Source organism: Bacillus sp. GB_SG_008 (assembly GCF_052038115.1).
Classification (GTDB): Bacteria; Bacillota; Bacilli; order Bacillales; family Bacillaceae_G; genus Bacillus_A; species Bacillus_A rhizoplanae.
The window spans coordinates 104941-119714 of record NZ_JBPZSK010000008.1 but is presented as its reverse complement, the minus strand read 5'-3'; the positions used below and the strand labels follow the sequence as shown (position 1 = coordinate 119714).

Sequence of the window (14774 nt, the reverse complement as noted above, 5' to 3'; positions counted from 1 at the left end):
GATGAAGATCATTGGTGTATACTTGGCGGCTGGAAATAGTAGACGAATGGGACCGGGAATACATAAACTTTCTCTTCCTTTACATAATGAACCACTAGGTAATGCAGCCCTCAAAACTGCTTTATCCTCAAATCTCTCCGATATTATTATTGTCACAAATGATGCGAATTGGGTTTCACAATCATTACGATATGAGAACGTGCACATTCTTTCTTGTTCCCACTCTAGTCAAGGACAATCATATTCACTTCGCTGCGGTGTTAAGAAAGCAATGCATATGAAAGCGGATGGAATTGTTGTCTTACTTGCTGATCAACCCTTTATTAAAACAGAGCTAATTAATGAATTAATAGATTGTTATAAACAAAATGAAACGGCCTATTATGTAGCAGCAAAGTATCGTGGAATTGCAAGACCGCCTGTTTTGTTTGCAAAGAAAACATTTCCTTTCTTGCAAACGTTAAAAGGTGACCAAGGAGCTCGTACTATTTTTCAAGAGTCATTTGTAAAGGGCATAACGATATCATATGAAGAAGCGGCCTTTTTTTATGATGTGAATAGTTGGAGTGATTATACGAAAATAATAAAGTGATGAATGTATTTGGTACAAGAAAATAAGCAAAAAATACTCAATGATAAAAAAGCCTTAGAAAAAAATTGAGCAACGAATCGAACAACGTTATATAACAAAAAAACTAGCCTAGTAATGGCTAGTTTTTTATTCATGCACTAGTTGGCATAAAATCTAATTATTGGAAGTCATTCTTCTTGGCACTTATTTTTCTTCCACATATATTTCTTAGATGTTCCCCAATACATTCATTCTTGAGAGGATGATAATATTAGCATATCCAAGTTTGGCAAATTTCTCATACCGGAGCCTTGAATTTCTTTCATTTTATTTGTATCAATAATATGGATTGTTCGATCAGAAAGTTTAATTATTCCATCCTTATTCCATTTTTGGATAATTTTATTTACGGTAATACGAGATGTGCCAATGTAACGGGCAAATGATGTTTGATTAATGGTAAACTTACCATTTTCGTTAACAAGCTTTAGTAAATAGTGTGCCATTTGTTGCTCAACAGGGCTATCAAGAAAAGCAATAATTTCTGCCAATAATCTGAATTTATAAATTAAGGAATTTGTAAATATGGTTGTTGCATTGGGGTGTTTTTTACATATTTTTGTTAATGCTTCATCAGAGAAATGATACAAAACTGAAGGGGATGTTGTGATTGCAGTAGTTAAATAGGATTCTTTATTAATTCCATTCTCCCCAAACAGCATACCTTCTGGAACATAGTTAACGGTACGCTCTTCTCCTTTATCGGATAGAATTGTAATTTTTATTTCTCCTTTGCTTAAGTAATAAAATCCTTTTCCGCCGCTTCCTTGGTGGTAAATAACTGTATTTTCTTTCATCTCCATAAATTTTCCATATTTTAAAAATGGACTCCATGCGTAGCGAAGATTTAACATTCGAACCCCTCTTCTGATAAATAATGTGTTTTTTCTTAAGGCTATGCTTACCTTAGGTAATACAACAGAAATTTTATATTTCAAATAATTCCCCTCTTTTTATCTCTACCGAAGTGGATAATTAGGGAATATACACTAAATGAATGTTAGAGGAAAAAGTTTGTACTATATGCGTTAAGCACAAGTGTCTATGAATTGATAACATAGTTTCTTAACAAATCTGGATTTGTAATTATAAATTTTCGCTTTTGAATGTCTATTATATTTTCTTTCTGCCATTGTTTTAATATTTTGTATACAGTTATTCGTGTTAAGCCTGTACACTTCACGAGATCTTGTTGTGTTAGAAGAACTTCGTAATTTTTAAATTCATAACAAATATTTAGAAGGATTGAGGCAATTTGTTTCTCTGCAGAATGCGTGTTTAAATGAATTTGCTCAGTAAGAATGCGCATTTTTTGGATTACCGTTTTTGCAAAAAGGTTTAATAACGTTGGATGTAAGCTTATGAGTTCCTGGAACCTTTCATAAGAAAAATAATAGAGTATGGAGTCTTTTGCTGTTATAGCCGTTGTAAAGTGAACCTGTCGATCCATTGTTTGGACACCTAATAATTGGCCAGGGACTACGATATTTAACATACGGTCACTTTCCTTTGTTGTAGAGGTAATCACTTTAACTAAGCCCTTATGAACATAGTAAAAGCCATCTCCGATTGTACCCTGTTCATATACCACTGTTTTTTCCTTGAAAAATTGCCTAGTTCCAAATTTTAAATACTCATTCCAAATAATGTGATTATTAAAGAACATAATCATAGTATTCACTCCTAGAATATTTATTTTTGAAAATTAAGAATATTTATTCTGGATCTATCAGAACTGCCCCCGCTTTATAAGGAAATAAAAGTAATCGGTACCATAATATTTAGTTATATTAAATTGGTTTTCAATGAATATTCTTTGATGGGGAATCTACTTCACATATAATTGGTAGCGCTTTCTTTTTAAGGGATTTGATTACCTTTTATAGGATAAGACCCTTTAAATCATTTCTATCATACCTGCGCCGAAAAAAATTAAAAATGTTAAATACTTTACACTAGTTTAAATTTAAATGTATTTAAAATCAATATAACACAGATTATTATCTGAAAAATCAATAAAATGTTAACTAGATTACAGTTGTCCAAATGATTCATCACTATAATATGCCTTAGGTAAGCAATATCAATTGAGATCTGTAAAAAATTTTGAAGGAAGTGGCAAATGAAAGGACATTAAAAGCAGCTTATCGATAATTTACTGAGTCTTCAGTGGAATTATCGAGCGATGATTTAAGTTAATCTTGTTTAAAGAGAATATTATTTGAAATCAAAGAGATGAAAAGATAAAAAACTATAAAACTATAAAACTAGGAGGATTGTTATGGGAATCCGTACAGGTGATCAATATATTAATGCTGTAAAGTCTCGAAAACCAGAGGTATGGCTCGCAGGAAAAAAAGTTGAAAACGTGTTTGATGAGCCAGTATTAAAACAGACGGTGCTAGAAATCGCAAAGCTATATGATATGCAACATAATCCGGAATATCAAGATAAGATTACCCACATCTGTGAAGAAACTGGAGAAAGAGTGAACAATGCGTTTTTGGTTCCAAAAAACTATGAAGATTTAACGAAACGCAGGGCGGCATTTGAAGCTTATGCAAAGGCTACTTTTGGTTTAATGGGAAGATCTCCGGACTTTTTAAACATAGTAATTACCTCAATGTATAGTAATTCTGACTTTTTTGAAGGATACAATAAGCAATGGGCTGAAAATATACGCAAATATTATCGCCATGTTCGCGATAATGATTTGTTTTTAACACATGCCATTATCAATCCTCAAAATGACCGAAGCAAATCTTCTCATGAGCAACAGGATATGTTCACTCATTTAGGAGTCGTTGAAGAGACGTCTGAAGGACTTGTCGTGAGAGGTGCTAAATTTTTAGCTACACTTGCTCCTGTCACAGACGAAGTTATTATCTATACCTTCCCAGGATACAAACCTGGTGATGAACGTTATGCGCTATCATTTGCGCTGCCAATTGATACGCCAGGTCTTCGAATCATTTGCCGTGAACCGATGCAGGATGGAACCCGTCCGTTGTTCGATCATCCATTAGCATCACGCTTTGAAGAAATGGATGCGCTGTTAGTCTTTAAGGATGTTTTAGTTCCTTGGGATCGAGTATTTATTTATAACAATGTGGAAGCCGCAAACCTTCTTTATCCAAAAACAGGAATCGCACAGCAGCCAGCGCATCAGTCTGCAGTGAGAGGGCTCTTAAAACTTCAATTTGCTACAGAAGTAACATGCAGGTTAGCTGATTCAATTGGAGTAGATGGATTTTTACATGTTCAAGAAAGCCTTGGGGAGTTACTCCAAGCTGTGGAATCCATAAGGGCATTATTGCGTGTTGCAGAGTATGAGTATGAGACTAACCCTAAGGGTGAGGCTATGCCAAATTGGGAGCCTCTTGAAACGATTCGTGGTTTATTGCCAAAGATGTATCCGCGTGCCATTGAACTGATGCAAACTATAGGAGCTGGCGGATTATTGTTGTCTCCAACTGGTGCTGATTTTGAAAGTCCGGAATTGAGAGAAGATATGGATCGTTATTATGTTGGAAGAGCGGGCGTATCTGCAACAGAACGTGTAAGCGTATTCAAATTAGCTTGGGATTTGTGCGGCGAAGCTTTCGGTCAACGATTACTTCAATATGAACGTTATTATACAGGTGACCCAATCCGGAAAAAAGCTATATTTTACAATTCAATTAAACGTCAGCGTACATTTGATATGGTTGATGACGCATTACAAGTAAGTAAGTTGAAAGAAATAGTAACAAATAAATAGATATAGAGTTTATCTGTAAATACATGAAATTTGTGTTCACGATTCAACTTGAAACAGCTTTTAATCCCAAGAGGAGGCGGGGGATATGGAAACGCATGTAAATGAAATTTTAAGGTTACCTGGATCGGTGATAGCAATTGGCGCTTTTGATGGAGTTCATCAAGGACACCAAGCTGTGATTAGAGAAGCGGTGAAAAAAGCTAGGATTCTAGGGGTACCAAGTGTGGTATATACTTTTGATCCGCCTCCTCGACATTGTTTCCAAGGTGCACGTATTTTGACACCAGTTCCAAAAAAATTGGTTCGATTGGAACAGTTGGGAATAGATCATGTAATCATTGCAAGGTTCGATGAATTATATGCTAGTCGCCACCCTCTTGATTTTATTAAAAATTTAATGAATCTGAATCCTTTAGAAATCATGGTGGGAGAAGATTTCCGCTTTGGAAAAAACAGGGAAGGGGATATAAATCTTCTGGCACAGCATTTTTGTGTTCAAATTGCTCAACCTGTTTGTTGTTCAGATGGAATCTTGATTTCGTCTACTAGAATACGTCAATTGATTTCCAAAGGAGACATCAAACAATCTTATTCTTTATTAGGATGGCCGCTTGGAAGCTAGGGTTTGAAAGAATTAATATTGTCCATCGTCGTTATGATGAAGGGGAAATTTGGAGGTTAACCTGGATAAATCGATATATTAAGAGTTTTATTCGATAGAGTAGGGTGATGAAGAGTTTTTAGGAGGATAGATTAGGATGAAATTATTGGGTATATCCGGAACGATTATTGGTGCGAAACCGCGCATTGTCGTGGAAAAGGTATTAGAGGAAGCGAAGCGTCTGCATCCTGAAATTGAAGTGGAATTGTTAGATTTGAAGGATTATAATGTCCAGTTTTGTGATGGCCGAGATCCATCCACTTACAATGAGGATACGAAAAAGGTTATAGATATGGTTTCTTCGGCTGATTTTTATATTATTGGTACTCCGATTTTTCAGGGGTCTCTCACAGGAGCTCTAAAAAACCTATTTGACTTGATCCATCCACAAGCTCTTCGCCATAAAGTGATGGGATTTATTGCTACAGGGGGGACTTATCAACATTACCTGGTGATTGAAAATCAATTAAAACCAATCGCTGGTTACTTCCGCGCCTATGTGGCACCGGGCTCTGTTTACGCTCATACCGACCATTTTAATAAGCAGAATGAAATAGTGGATGAGGAAGTATTAAGCAGAATTGCGGATTTGGCTAAAGAAGTAGTATTGATGCAAAAAGGATTAAAGAATAATGCATTAGCTCCGTTGTAATGCGTCTGAATGGTAATTTGGTTTTTAATTTTGTAAACGGGGGATTCCAATGCCTATTGTTGAACTGAAAATTATCGAGGGTCGAGATCAAGAAGTAAAAGAACGTTTGATTGAGAATGTAACACAAACGGTATCCGAAACGTTAGCGGTTTCTCCTGAAAGGGTTAGGGTATTAATTTACGATATTCCATCGACACACTGGGCAATTGGTGGAACAACGGTGGAAAAAAGAAGAGGCTGAAAATAGAAAACATTCATCTTTGTTTTCGCTTCAAAATAAAGTGTCAAGAAATACAGCCAATATTAAATGATATGAGGAGTGTATAAAACGATGAAAATGACGAGCGCATTCAAACCGATTAATTTGTGGAAGTTTATCGAGGAAAATAAAGATCAGCTAAAACCACCAGTAAATAATAAAGTGATTTGGAAAGATTCAGAGTTAATGTTTATGGTACTTGGAGGCCCGAATAAACGACGTGATTTTCACGTAGATCCCTCAGCGGAAATTTTCTATCAACTACAAGGAGATTGTTACGTTGAAATTATTAATGAAGAAGGAAAGCGAGAAGTAATCACTGTAAAAGAAGGAGAAGTATTTTTACTCCCTCCGAATGTTCCACATTCTCCACACAGGGTTGCTGATACAATCGGTATTGTTATAGAACGTAACAGGAATGAAGGTGAATTAGAGGATTTTGTATGGTTCTGCGATGAGTGTGATTCTGAAATGCATCGGATTAGTGTTCAATTAACCAATATTGAAGTTCAAGTAAAAGAAGCCATCAACCAGTTCAATGGCAGCCTGGAATTGCGAACATGCAAACATTGCGGACATGTTATGTCGCCGGAAGCGAGTGAATGGAAATGCGAATAGATTTTCATACACATATTATTCCGGAAAGCTTTCCGGACTTTGCCGAGAAGTATGGAGGGGAACGCTGGCCGGTGCTGCAACGGACGTGTACGTGCGGTGCATCTATTATGGTGGGAGGAAAGAACTTCCGCGATGTAACCGATCAGGTGTGGTGTCCTGAAAAACGTATAGCGGATATGGATCGTGAAGGAGTAGACATTCAAGTATTGTCACCGATTCCTGTTACTTTTTCTTATTGGGCGGAGCCGAAGCATGCGGCGGAAATGGCACGAATTCAAAATGACTTCATTGCCGAAACGGTTGCCAAGTATCCCGATCGCTTCGTTGGATTAGGGACGGTTCCGATGCAGGATGGACCAACCGCTGTAAAAGAGATGGAACGCTGCATGAACGAATTACAGCTGCATGGGATTGAAATCGGTACGAACGTAAACGGCCAAAATTTAGATGATCCTTCCTTCATCGAATTTTTCCAAATGGCTGAGAAGTGGGAAGTGCCTCTTTTTATTCATCCATGGGAAACGTTAGGCCGTGATCGAATGCCGAATCATAATTTCATGTACACAGTAGGGATGCCGAGTGAAACGGCTCTTGCTGCGGCGACGTTAGTATGGAGCGGTATCATGGAGAAGTTTCCAAGATTGAAAGTTTGTTTTGCGCATGGAGGCGGATCCTTCCCATACATACTTCCTCGATTAGATAAAGGGTGGGAAGTATGGCCGCATTTACGGTTGACGACACATCCTCCAAGTCACTATGCAAAGCAGTTTTATTTTGATTCGTTAAATTATGACCCACTAAATATTAAATACATGATTGAGCGTTTCGGACATGAGAAGATTTTCATGGGTTCGGATTATCCGTTTTTGCTTCGTGAAATCGACCCTGGAAAAGTCATCGACGAAACGATTGAATTAACAGAGCAGCAAAAAGCAGATATGCTGGGCGGCAATGCTGCCAAGTTTTTAAATATTGAAAAGAAGAAAAGAGGAGCTGTCTATGCCAACAGTGCAAACGCCGGAGAGTAGATTAAAGGAAATGGGATTAACGCTGTCACCCGTTCGTTCTGCGGTAGGAAATTACGTGAGCTGCGTACGGACAGGAAACTTATTGTTTACAGCTGGACAGGGTGTTGACCAATATCATGGGAAATTGGGAAGAGATTTGACAGTTGAAGAGGGTTATCTGGCCGCCCGTCAATCGATGCTAAATTTATTGAGTGCTGTCAGCCATGAGCTGGGCGGGTTAAGCAAAGTGAAGCGTGTTGTCAAAATTCTTGGATTTGTGAATAGTACGGAAGATTTTACGTCTCAGCCTAAAGTGATGGATGGGGCTTCTGACTTGCTTGTGAAAGTATTCGGCGAAAAAGGGAAGCATGGCCGCTCTGCAGTGGGAATGGCTCAATTGCCGAACAATACAGCCGTTGAAATTGAAATGATTTTAGAGATTGAGGAATAGGAGGAGGGATCGTATGAGCAATATTTTAGAAAATCAAATAAAAATCAAGGACGCAAAGCTATTTATTAATGGCGAATATATAGACTCGATTTCCGGAGAGACATTCGATACGATCGATCCTTCGACCAATCGAAAGTTAGCATCCGTGGCGAATGCAAATGAGCAAGATGTTGAAAAGGCAATTAAAGTGGCTCAGCACACGTTTGAAAGTGGTATTTGGAGTGAAATGCCAGTTGAAGAGAGATCGAAAATTCTTTGCAGAATGTCTGATCTTGTGATGGAAAGAGTCGATGAGTTAGCTATAATCGAAACGCTTGATGTAGGGAAGCCAATTAAAGAGAGCCGGGGTTTTGATATTCCTAGAGCGGCATCCAATCTACGTTTCTTTGCCGAAATGGCCAAATATATCAATCACGAACATTATGATCAATCTAAGCACATGAGCTATTCGAAATATGCACCAGCAGGTGTAACGAGCTTGATCATTCCATGGAATCTTCCTTTTATGCAAATGACTTGGAAGGCATCCGCAGCATTAGCTGCCGGGAATACCGTGATCGTGAAGCCAGCTTCTTATACTCCTCTCAGTGCTGTGATGTTAGGGGAGATTGCTAATGAAGCAGGTCTTCCTCCGGGTGTATTGAATATTATTACAGGTCCAGGTGGAACGGTTGGTACAGCAATGACGACTCACCCTCATGTTCGACGTATTTCTTTTGTTGGGGAAACTACTACTGGAAAAACGGTTATGAAGAATGCAGCTTCCCAGTTAATTCCTGTATCACTTGAATTAGGTGGAAAGTCAGCTAACATTGTTTTTGAAGATGCAGACCTGGATGAGGCAGTAAAAGGTTCAATTGAGGCCATTTTTAGGAATCAAGGAGAAATATGCTTAGCTGGATCCCGCTTATTGGTACAAGAAAGTGTGTATGATAAATTCCTAGAAAAGTTTGTTGAGGCTGTGAGGAAGATTAAAGTTGGAAATCCATTGGATGAAGATACAGATATGGGTGCTCTTGTTTCCAGTGGTCATTTGGAAACAGTGGATAATTATGTACAAATCGGGATTTCTGAAGGTGCGAAGCTTGCTATTGGCGGTAAGCGGGTTGAAGGATTGACTGAAGGGAATTTCTACGAGCCGACTGTTTTCTACGATGTAGATAATAAGATGAGGATAGCGCAAGAAGAAATTTTTGGTCCTGTACTAGTTGTGATTCCGTTCAAAACAGAAGAACAAGCGATCCAAATTGCAAATGACTCTATTTATGGTCTTGCGGGTGTCGTTTGGACAAATGATTTACGACGTGCTAATCGTGTAGCATCTCGAGTGAATTCAGGATTGCTATGGATCAATTGTTGGTACCATAGGGATTTAAGAACACCTTTCGGAGGATCGAAGGCGAGCGGAATTGGCAGAGAAGGCGGACGCCATAGCTTTGAATTCTACACTGAAGCGAAAACTATAACAATGAAGTTATAAATTTCAAAACATAAAAGGTGGCCTATAAGCCACTTTTTATGTATCTAAGCAAACAAGGAAGGAGCAAATATATGAAACTATTAATTGAAGAACTTGCGAATGAATTGATAGAAGCGGAGCAAAGCAAACATCCGATTGCCCCTCTTACGCAGCGGTATTCCGAATTAAATACTACGGACGCTTACCAAATTCAGCTGGCAGTCATGGAGAAAAAGAAAAAAGAAGGGCGTCAAATTATTGGTAAAAAAGTAGGGCTGACCAGTATAGCTATGCAGGAAATGCTTGGGGTCGATGAACCTGATTATGGTCATTTATTTGATGATATGCAGGTATCTGATGGTGAGGTCGTAAAAATAAGCGATTTGGTTAGTCCGAAAGTAGAGGCGGAAATTGGTTTCATTCTCGGTCAAGACTTGACAGGCCCGAATGTCAACTATCTTGATGTATTGATGGCTACTAAGTATGTAGTACCAACAATTGAGATTATTGATAGCCGCATTGAGGATTGGAAGATTCAATTAGTAGATACCGTCGCCGACAATGGTTCTTCAGCCAAAGTAGTTGTAGGAAACAAGCTGAGTACGGTCGATGGTTTGGATTTGCGAAGTGTAGGGATGGTTCTTTATAACAATGAGGAACTGGTAGCAACGGGTGCAGGAGCTGCAGCCCTTGGACATCCGGCACAGGCGGTCGCATGGTTAGCGAATAAATTGTACGAGTTTGGTATTGGACTTAAAGCGGGAGAATTGATACTTCCTGGAGCTCTTTCCGGCGCACTGACCGTTAAGCAAGGGGATACCATTTCAGCCCACTTCGGTCCTCTTGGTTCTGTTTCTGTAACATTTGAGTAAAGGGAGGTTGTTATTGTGAGTAAAATTAAAGCGGCTATTATCGGTTCGGGCAATATCGGTACGGACCTTATGTATAAGCTCGAAAGAAGTGAAGTAATCGAATTGACCACCATGATTGGTATCGATCCTGAATCCGATGGATTGAAACGAGCAAAAGATCGAGGTTACCACGTGTTAGTGAACGGAATTCAAGGCTTAGTGGATAATCCTGATTTGGCACATATTGTGTTTGATGCGACATCAGCCAAGACCCATGTCAGACATGCGAAAATCCTTAAAGAATTGGGGAAACTTGCAATTGATCTTACTCCTGCTGCCAGAGGACCATTTGTGAGTCCAGCTGTCAATTTGGGTACCAGCCTGCATGCCGAGAATGTCAATATGATTACATGCGGTGGACAGGCGACAATTCCAATTGTACACGCTGTTAATCGTGTAGCTGATGTATCATATGCTGAAATTGTCGCTACCATTTCAAGCAAAAGCGCGGGACCGGGAACGCGTGCTAATATTGATGAGTTTACGATTACGACACGCCGAGGAATTGAAGAAGTAGGAGGTGCCGATCGAGGAAAGGCAATCATCATCCTAAACCCGGCAGAGCCTCCAATTCTCATGCGCGACACAGTCTACTGTGAAGTAAAGAATATGGATAAAGAAGCGATTCGCAAGTCTATTTATGACATGGTGGAGACTGTGCAGCAGTATGTGCCGGGGTATCGGCTCAAACAGGAACCTTTATTTGATGAAGGTCGAGTGACGGTTTTCCTTGAGGTAGAAGGAGCAGGGGACTACTTCCCGAAATATGCGGGGAATTTGGATATTATGACTGCTGCAGCGACACGCGTAGCCGAGGATTTTGCACGTAATATTTTGAATAAGAAAACCGTTGGAATTGCTGCAAGTGAAGAATAGTCAGAAAGGAAGAGGTGATCACCGATGAATCGTAAAAGCGATAAACCTATAAAAATTACGGAAGTATGTTTACGCGACGGAAGCCATGTCATGGCACATCAATATACGGAGGAACAGGTTCGTAAAGTTACTCGTGCACTGGATGATGCAGGCATGCACTATATTGAGGTTAGTCATGGTGATGGATTAGGAGGTTCGACACTTCAATACGGCCGTTCTCTTGTTGATGAAATGAAATTGATTGAAGCTGCTGTAGAAGAGTGTAAGCAGGCGAAGGTTGCGGTCCTGTTGCTGCCGGGAATCGGTACTGTTCATGATCTGAAGCAGGCAAGGGAACTCGGAGCAGGGTTGGTTAGAGTTGCGACGCATGTAACAGAAGCAGATGTATCAGCTCAGCATATTGGTAAGGCACGTGAGTTGGGAATGGAAACATTAGGATTTCTTATGATGGCTCATATGGCTCCTGTAGAGAAGTTAGTGGAACAAGCCAAACTGATGGAAAGTTATGGTGCTCAAGCAGTGTATGTGACCGATTCGGCCGGTGCTCTTTTGCCTGATCAAGTTCGTGAACGAATCAGCGCCCTTCGTAATTCCCTAGACATTGAGATTGGTTTTCACGGACACAATAATTTATCTGTTGCCGTTGCCAATACCCTTGTGGCCATTGAAGAGGGTGCAACGCGAATTGATGGCAGTATTCGCTGTTTAGGAGCGGGTGCGGGAAATACACAGACGGAAGTCTTATTAGCTGTATTGGATCGAATGGGAATCGATGTAGGAATGGATCTTTACAAAATGATGGATGCTGCTGAGAATATTGTGGGACCTTTGCTTCCTCGGCCACAGGAGATTAATAAAGGAAGTTTGGTTCTGGGGTATGCCGGTGTTTACTCCAGCTTCCTCCTTCACGCGGAACGGGCGAGCAAGCGGTTTGGCCTTGATCCAAGGGATATCCTAATTGAACTTGGAAAGAGAAACGTGGTTGGGGGTCAAGAAGACATGATCCTTGATGTGGCAGCCGAATTGGCGAGAGCCCAAAAAGTGGAGGTGTAAAAATGACAATTGTGCAAGGAGCAGATATGGAAATTGTTGATTATCTTTTGTCAGCGGAAAAGGAACGCCGGGAAGTCGTAAAAATCACGGATAAATACCCGAATTTGACTTTTGAGGAAGCGTATGTGTTACAGGAAAAACTGATTCAAAGAAAAGAACAAGAGGGTGCAAGGCGAATTGGATTGAAACTTGGGCTTACAAGTAAAGCTAAGCAGCAGATGATGGGCGTTCACGAGGCCATTTACGGATATTTGACGGATGATATGCTAGCTTTGGAATGGGAACCTATTGATTTCAATCAACTCATCCATCCAAAGGCAGAACCCGAAATTGCCTTCTTCATCAATGAAGATCTTCAGGGAACTAACATTACAGCAGCAGATGTTTTGCGCGTAACCCAATATGTGGCGCCGGCGATTGAAATCATTGATAGCAGGTATTTAAATTTTAAATTTACTCTTGCAGATGTTATTGCCGATAATTGTTCTTCGTCCCGCTTTATAGTAGGAAACAAGTGGCTGTCACCTGCTGGGCTGGACTTGGCTAATTTGGGAATGGTTATGTCTAAAAATGGAGAAGTGGCTACGGTAGGAGCAAGTGCTGCTGTCTTAGGCCATCCTGCTACCTCTGTTGCCTGGGCGGTTAATAAGCTTGGAGAAATCGGAAAGGGCTTAAAGAAAGGTGATATCGTGCTAAGTGGCGCTATATCGGAAGCTATCTCCTTCCAACCGGGTGATTCAATTTTTGCCCAATTTGCAGAACTAGGGAGCGTTTCATTTACTTGCAAATAGGACGACAAAGTTTAATTTTGTATAAAAATGGTTGGTGCTTAGTATTTTCCGCTAAGCACCAACCATTTGTTATATTATATAAAAACAATTTATGAGTTTGATATGAATTTCGTCCATCGCCGGCTTTCGAGAAAGCTGGCGATGGATGAAATTCAACTTCATGTTGAAAATTCATTTAGGATATATAGAGATTTACGGTCATAATTTTATAATTATAAAGTCATGAATTGAGTGGGGTGACTTCTGTTCCACGAAATATTTAGCAAAGCAAGGAAACGGACGAGCCGTCAATGAGTTGTTTGATATAAAGGAAAAACAGGATAAGGAAATCTTTATATAGAAGCTTCTGAGCATGAAGGGGCGCATAATGAAAAACATTTGAGGTGGAACGGAGGATGTTAGTTGGCTATTATCTTAACGATGTTTGTGCTAGGGGCACTGCTTGGATTTGTCGGTGCGGGCGGGGCTGGCTTCATTATAGCTATTTTAACGTTAGTTTTTAAGGTACCCATCTATAAAGCATTGGGGACCTCTCTTGTGGCCATGATTTTTACTAGTTTATCAGGTGCTTATAGCCATTTTAGGGAAGGAAATGTTGTATGCAAGATCGGTTTCATCACAGGAGGGTTTGGGGCTTTAGGCTCTTTTATGGGCTCCAAAATCGCTTTTATCTTTCCAAGTTACATTTTACCGTGGTTGACGGCAGGGATGTTATTCCTATCGTCCTTCTTGCTTTTGGTTCGTTTATTCATGATGAAGAACACGAAGGAGAATCCAGAGAAAAGCCCTTCTTTTTTGTTGGGAAGAGCGGCCGTATTAGGGGGGATTTTTGGAACAGTATCCGGAACGGTTGGAATTGGTTCTGCTCCTTTTATTCAAATTGGTTTATACACGCTGCTGGGTCTATCGATTCGTCAATCAATAGGAACTACAATGCTAGTGATTGTTCCAATCGCAATAGGCGGGGGAATCGGGTACAGTACGGAAGGGTATTTGGATTTTATCTTATTGTTTCAAGTTTTAGTAGGAACTATGCTTGGAGCCTACGGAGGAGCAAAGTTGACAAACTTCGCACCAAAATTATTTTTGAAAGTGGCAATGGTCACAACACCCGCACTAGCGGGCTTCCTCCTGTTAATTTAGTACTGATGCCAAATAGATGAGAAGGCCAATCCAATCTAGTATAAGAGGCATGACGACGATTCCTAGAATGGCCCGTCACATCCGAAAACATTTTCAATTAAGGAATAAAGTGAAACTTCCATCAGTGGGGGTTTTTTTCATCCCCCACTGATGGTTAGTTGAACCAATCGGGCTTTTACGGGCAGTTATCCTCCACCTATCTTCTTCGGATTCCTCACAATCTTGAGGTGGAGGGGCTTACTGCCCGTTAATGCGGGATAAATCTATCATAAATTCTCAATATTTGATTGTGAAAGATAAAAAACGGATTTTACCTGCAGTTGCCTATTTAGAAGGAGAAGATGTTTATAGTTTGTGAATTTGGAGGAAGATATGCTACATCGTGACTATCTGTACCATGTATAATGAGACATTCCTTTCAAACTATGGGATTTGTCTTTTGGAATGTTTTAAACGAAAGTATTGGCTAGTTACTACTAGTTACACTATACTTTAAATAAAT

Annotated in this window: 17 protein-coding genes; 15 read left to right on the top strand and 2 right to left on the bottom strand. The window is 39.8% G+C overall.

The genetic code is table 11. The annotated features are described in order from the left end of the window. Position 1: 1 nt before the first annotated feature. Positions 2–592, top strand: coding sequence for a nucleotidyltransferase family protein (locus tag ACTDJC_RS18970; protein ID WP_098308994.1), 591 nt, complete (start codon positions 2–4; stop codon positions 590–592). 3 nt (positions 593–595) lie between these two features. Next, positions 596–661: an FbpB family small basic protein gene (locus tag ACTDJC_RS18965; protein ID WP_253631069.1), complete on the top strand. Its 66-nt coding sequence runs from the start codon at positions 596–598 to the stop codon at positions 659–661. A gap of 158 nt (positions 662–819) precedes the next feature. Here the strand turns inward: ACTDJC_RS18965 and ACTDJC_RS18960 are convergent, their stop codons facing one another. Continuing rightward, entirely contained in the window at positions 820–1485 is a 666-nt protein-coding gene (locus ACTDJC_RS18960) for a Crp/Fnr family transcriptional regulator (RefSeq protein WP_440604383.1), read from the bottom strand. Positions 1486–1673: 188 nt separating this feature from the next. Further along, positions 1674–2303 (bottom strand): Crp/Fnr family transcriptional regulator, encoded by a 630-nt coding sequence (locus ACTDJC_RS18955; RefSeq protein WP_098308995.1) that lies wholly within the window; start codon positions 2301–2303, stop codon positions 1674–1676. Between the two features lie 609 nt (positions 2304–2912). Between ACTDJC_RS18955 and ACTDJC_RS18950 the strand changes: the two genes are divergently transcribed. The 13 genes from ACTDJC_RS18950 (at position 2913) to ACTDJC_RS18890 (ending at position 14272) form a co-directional block, all read left to right on the top strand. Next, on the top strand, positions 2913–4391 hold the full coding sequence (locus ACTDJC_RS18950) for a 4-hydroxyphenylacetate 3-hydroxylase family protein (protein ID WP_098308996.1): 1479 nt from the start codon (positions 2913–2915) through the stop codon (positions 4389–4391). A gap of 85 nt (positions 4392–4476) precedes the next feature. Next, positions 4477–5013 carry an FAD synthetase gene (locus ACTDJC_RS18945; protein WP_098308997.1) on the top strand — a complete coding sequence of 179 codons (537 nt, stop codon included), beginning with the start codon at positions 4477–4479 and terminating at the stop codon, positions 5011–5013. 136 nt (positions 5014–5149) lie between these two features. Next, positions 5150–5704, top strand: coding sequence for an NADPH-dependent FMN reductase (locus ACTDJC_RS18940; RefSeq protein ID WP_098308998.1), 555 nt, complete (start codon positions 5150–5152; stop codon positions 5702–5704). A 49-nt stretch (positions 5705–5753) separates the two neighbouring features. Then, entirely contained in the window at positions 5754–5945 is a 192-nt protein-coding gene (locus ACTDJC_RS18935; RefSeq protein WP_098308999.1) for a tautomerase family protein, read from the top strand. Between the two features lie 96 nt (positions 5946–6041). Then, positions 6042–6581, top strand: coding sequence for a 3-hydroxyanthranilate 3,4-dioxygenase (locus tag ACTDJC_RS18930; RefSeq protein WP_098309102.1), 540 nt, complete (start codon positions 6042–6044; stop codon positions 6579–6581). Continuing rightward, positions 6572–7609 carry an amidohydrolase family protein gene (locus ACTDJC_RS18925; RefSeq protein WP_440604382.1) on the top strand — a complete coding sequence of 346 codons (1038 nt, stop codon included), beginning with the start codon at positions 6572–6574 and terminating at the stop codon, positions 7607–7609. The genes ACTDJC_RS18930 and ACTDJC_RS18925 overlap by 10 nt, the downstream gene beginning before the upstream one ends. Beyond that, on the top strand, positions 7581–8039 hold the full coding sequence (locus tag ACTDJC_RS18920) for a RidA family protein (protein WP_098309001.1): 459 nt from the start codon (positions 7581–7583) through the stop codon (positions 8037–8039). The genes ACTDJC_RS18925 and ACTDJC_RS18920 overlap by 29 nt, the downstream gene beginning before the upstream one ends. A 13-nt stretch (positions 8040–8052) precedes the next feature. Next, complete coding sequence (locus ACTDJC_RS18915; protein ID WP_098309002.1) at positions 8053–9519, top strand: aldehyde dehydrogenase; 1467 nt, start codon at positions 8053–8055, stop codon at positions 9517–9519. Between the two features lie 71 nt (positions 9520–9590). Further along, on the top strand, positions 9591–10370 hold the full coding sequence (locus tag ACTDJC_RS18910) for a 2-keto-4-pentenoate hydratase (protein ID WP_098309003.1): 780 nt from the start codon (positions 9591–9593) through the stop codon (positions 10368–10370). 15 nt (positions 10371–10385) lie between these two features. Further along, a complete protein-coding gene (locus ACTDJC_RS18905) occupies positions 10386–11285 on the top strand; it encodes an acetaldehyde dehydrogenase (acetylating) (protein WP_098309004.1) in 900 nt (299 codons plus the stop codon). A 24-nt stretch (positions 11286–11309) separates the two neighbouring features. Next, the gene (gene dmpG / locus ACTDJC_RS18900; protein ID WP_098309005.1) at positions 11310–12338 is read left to right on the top strand and encodes a 4-hydroxy-2-oxovalerate aldolase; all 1029 of its coding nucleotides are present in this window, start codon (positions 11310–11312) and stop codon (positions 12336–12338) included. A gap of 2 nt (positions 12339–12340) precedes the next feature. Continuing rightward, positions 12341–13129: a 2-keto-4-pentenoate hydratase gene (locus ACTDJC_RS18895; protein WP_098309006.1), complete on the top strand. Its 789-nt coding sequence runs from the start codon at positions 12341–12343 to the stop codon at positions 13127–13129. A 402-nt stretch (positions 13130–13531) separates the two neighbouring features. Continuing rightward, positions 13532–14272 (top strand): sulfite exporter TauE/SafE family protein, encoded by a 741-nt coding sequence (locus ACTDJC_RS18890; protein ID WP_440604355.1) that lies wholly within the window; start codon positions 13532–13534, stop codon positions 14270–14272. Positions 14273–14774: the final 502 nt, after the last annotated feature.

Coding starts and splice junctions, on each gene's coding strand:
- ACTDJC_RS18970 (WP_098308994.1), top strand. CDS start 2: ATGAAGATCATTGGTGTATACTTGGCGGCTGGAAATAGTAGACGAATG.
- ACTDJC_RS18960 (WP_440604383.1), bottom strand. CDS start 1,485: ATGTTAAATCTTCGCTACGCATGGAGTCCATTTTTAAAATATGGAAAA.
- ACTDJC_RS18955 (WP_098308995.1), bottom strand. CDS start 2,303: ATGATTATGTTCTTTAATAATCACATTATTTGGAATGAGTATTTAAAA.
- ACTDJC_RS18950 (WP_098308996.1), top strand. CDS start 2,913: ATGGGAATCCGTACAGGTGATCAATATATTAATGCTGTAAAGTCTCGA.
- ACTDJC_RS18945 (WP_098308997.1), top strand. CDS start 4,477: ATGGAAACGCATGTAAATGAAATTTTAAGGTTACCTGGATCGGTGATA.
- ACTDJC_RS18940 (WP_098308998.1), top strand. CDS start 5,150: ATGAAATTATTGGGTATATCCGGAACGATTATTGGTGCGAAACCGCGC.
- ACTDJC_RS18935 (WP_098308999.1), top strand. CDS start 5,754: ATGCCTATTGTTGAACTGAAAATTATCGAGGGTCGAGATCAAGAAGTA.
- ACTDJC_RS18930 (WP_098309102.1), top strand. CDS start 6,042: ATGACGAGCGCATTCAAACCGATTAATTTGTGGAAGTTTATCGAGGAA.
- ACTDJC_RS18925 (WP_440604382.1), top strand. CDS start 6,572: ATGCGAATAGATTTTCATACACATATTATTCCGGAAAGCTTTCCGGAC.
- ACTDJC_RS18920 (WP_098309001.1), top strand. CDS start 7,581: ATGCCAACAGTGCAAACGCCGGAGAGTAGATTAAAGGAAATGGGATTA.
- ACTDJC_RS18915 (WP_098309002.1), top strand. CDS start 8,053: ATGAGCAATATTTTAGAAAATCAAATAAAAATCAAGGACGCAAAGCTA.
- ACTDJC_RS18910 (WP_098309003.1), top strand. CDS start 9,591: ATGAAACTATTAATTGAAGAACTTGCGAATGAATTGATAGAAGCGGAG.
- dmpG (WP_098309005.1), top strand. CDS start 11,310: ATGAATCGTAAAAGCGATAAACCTATAAAAATTACGGAAGTATGTTTA.
- ACTDJC_RS18895 (WP_098309006.1), top strand. CDS start 12,341: ATGACAATTGTGCAAGGAGCAGATATGGAAATTGTTGATTATCTTTTG.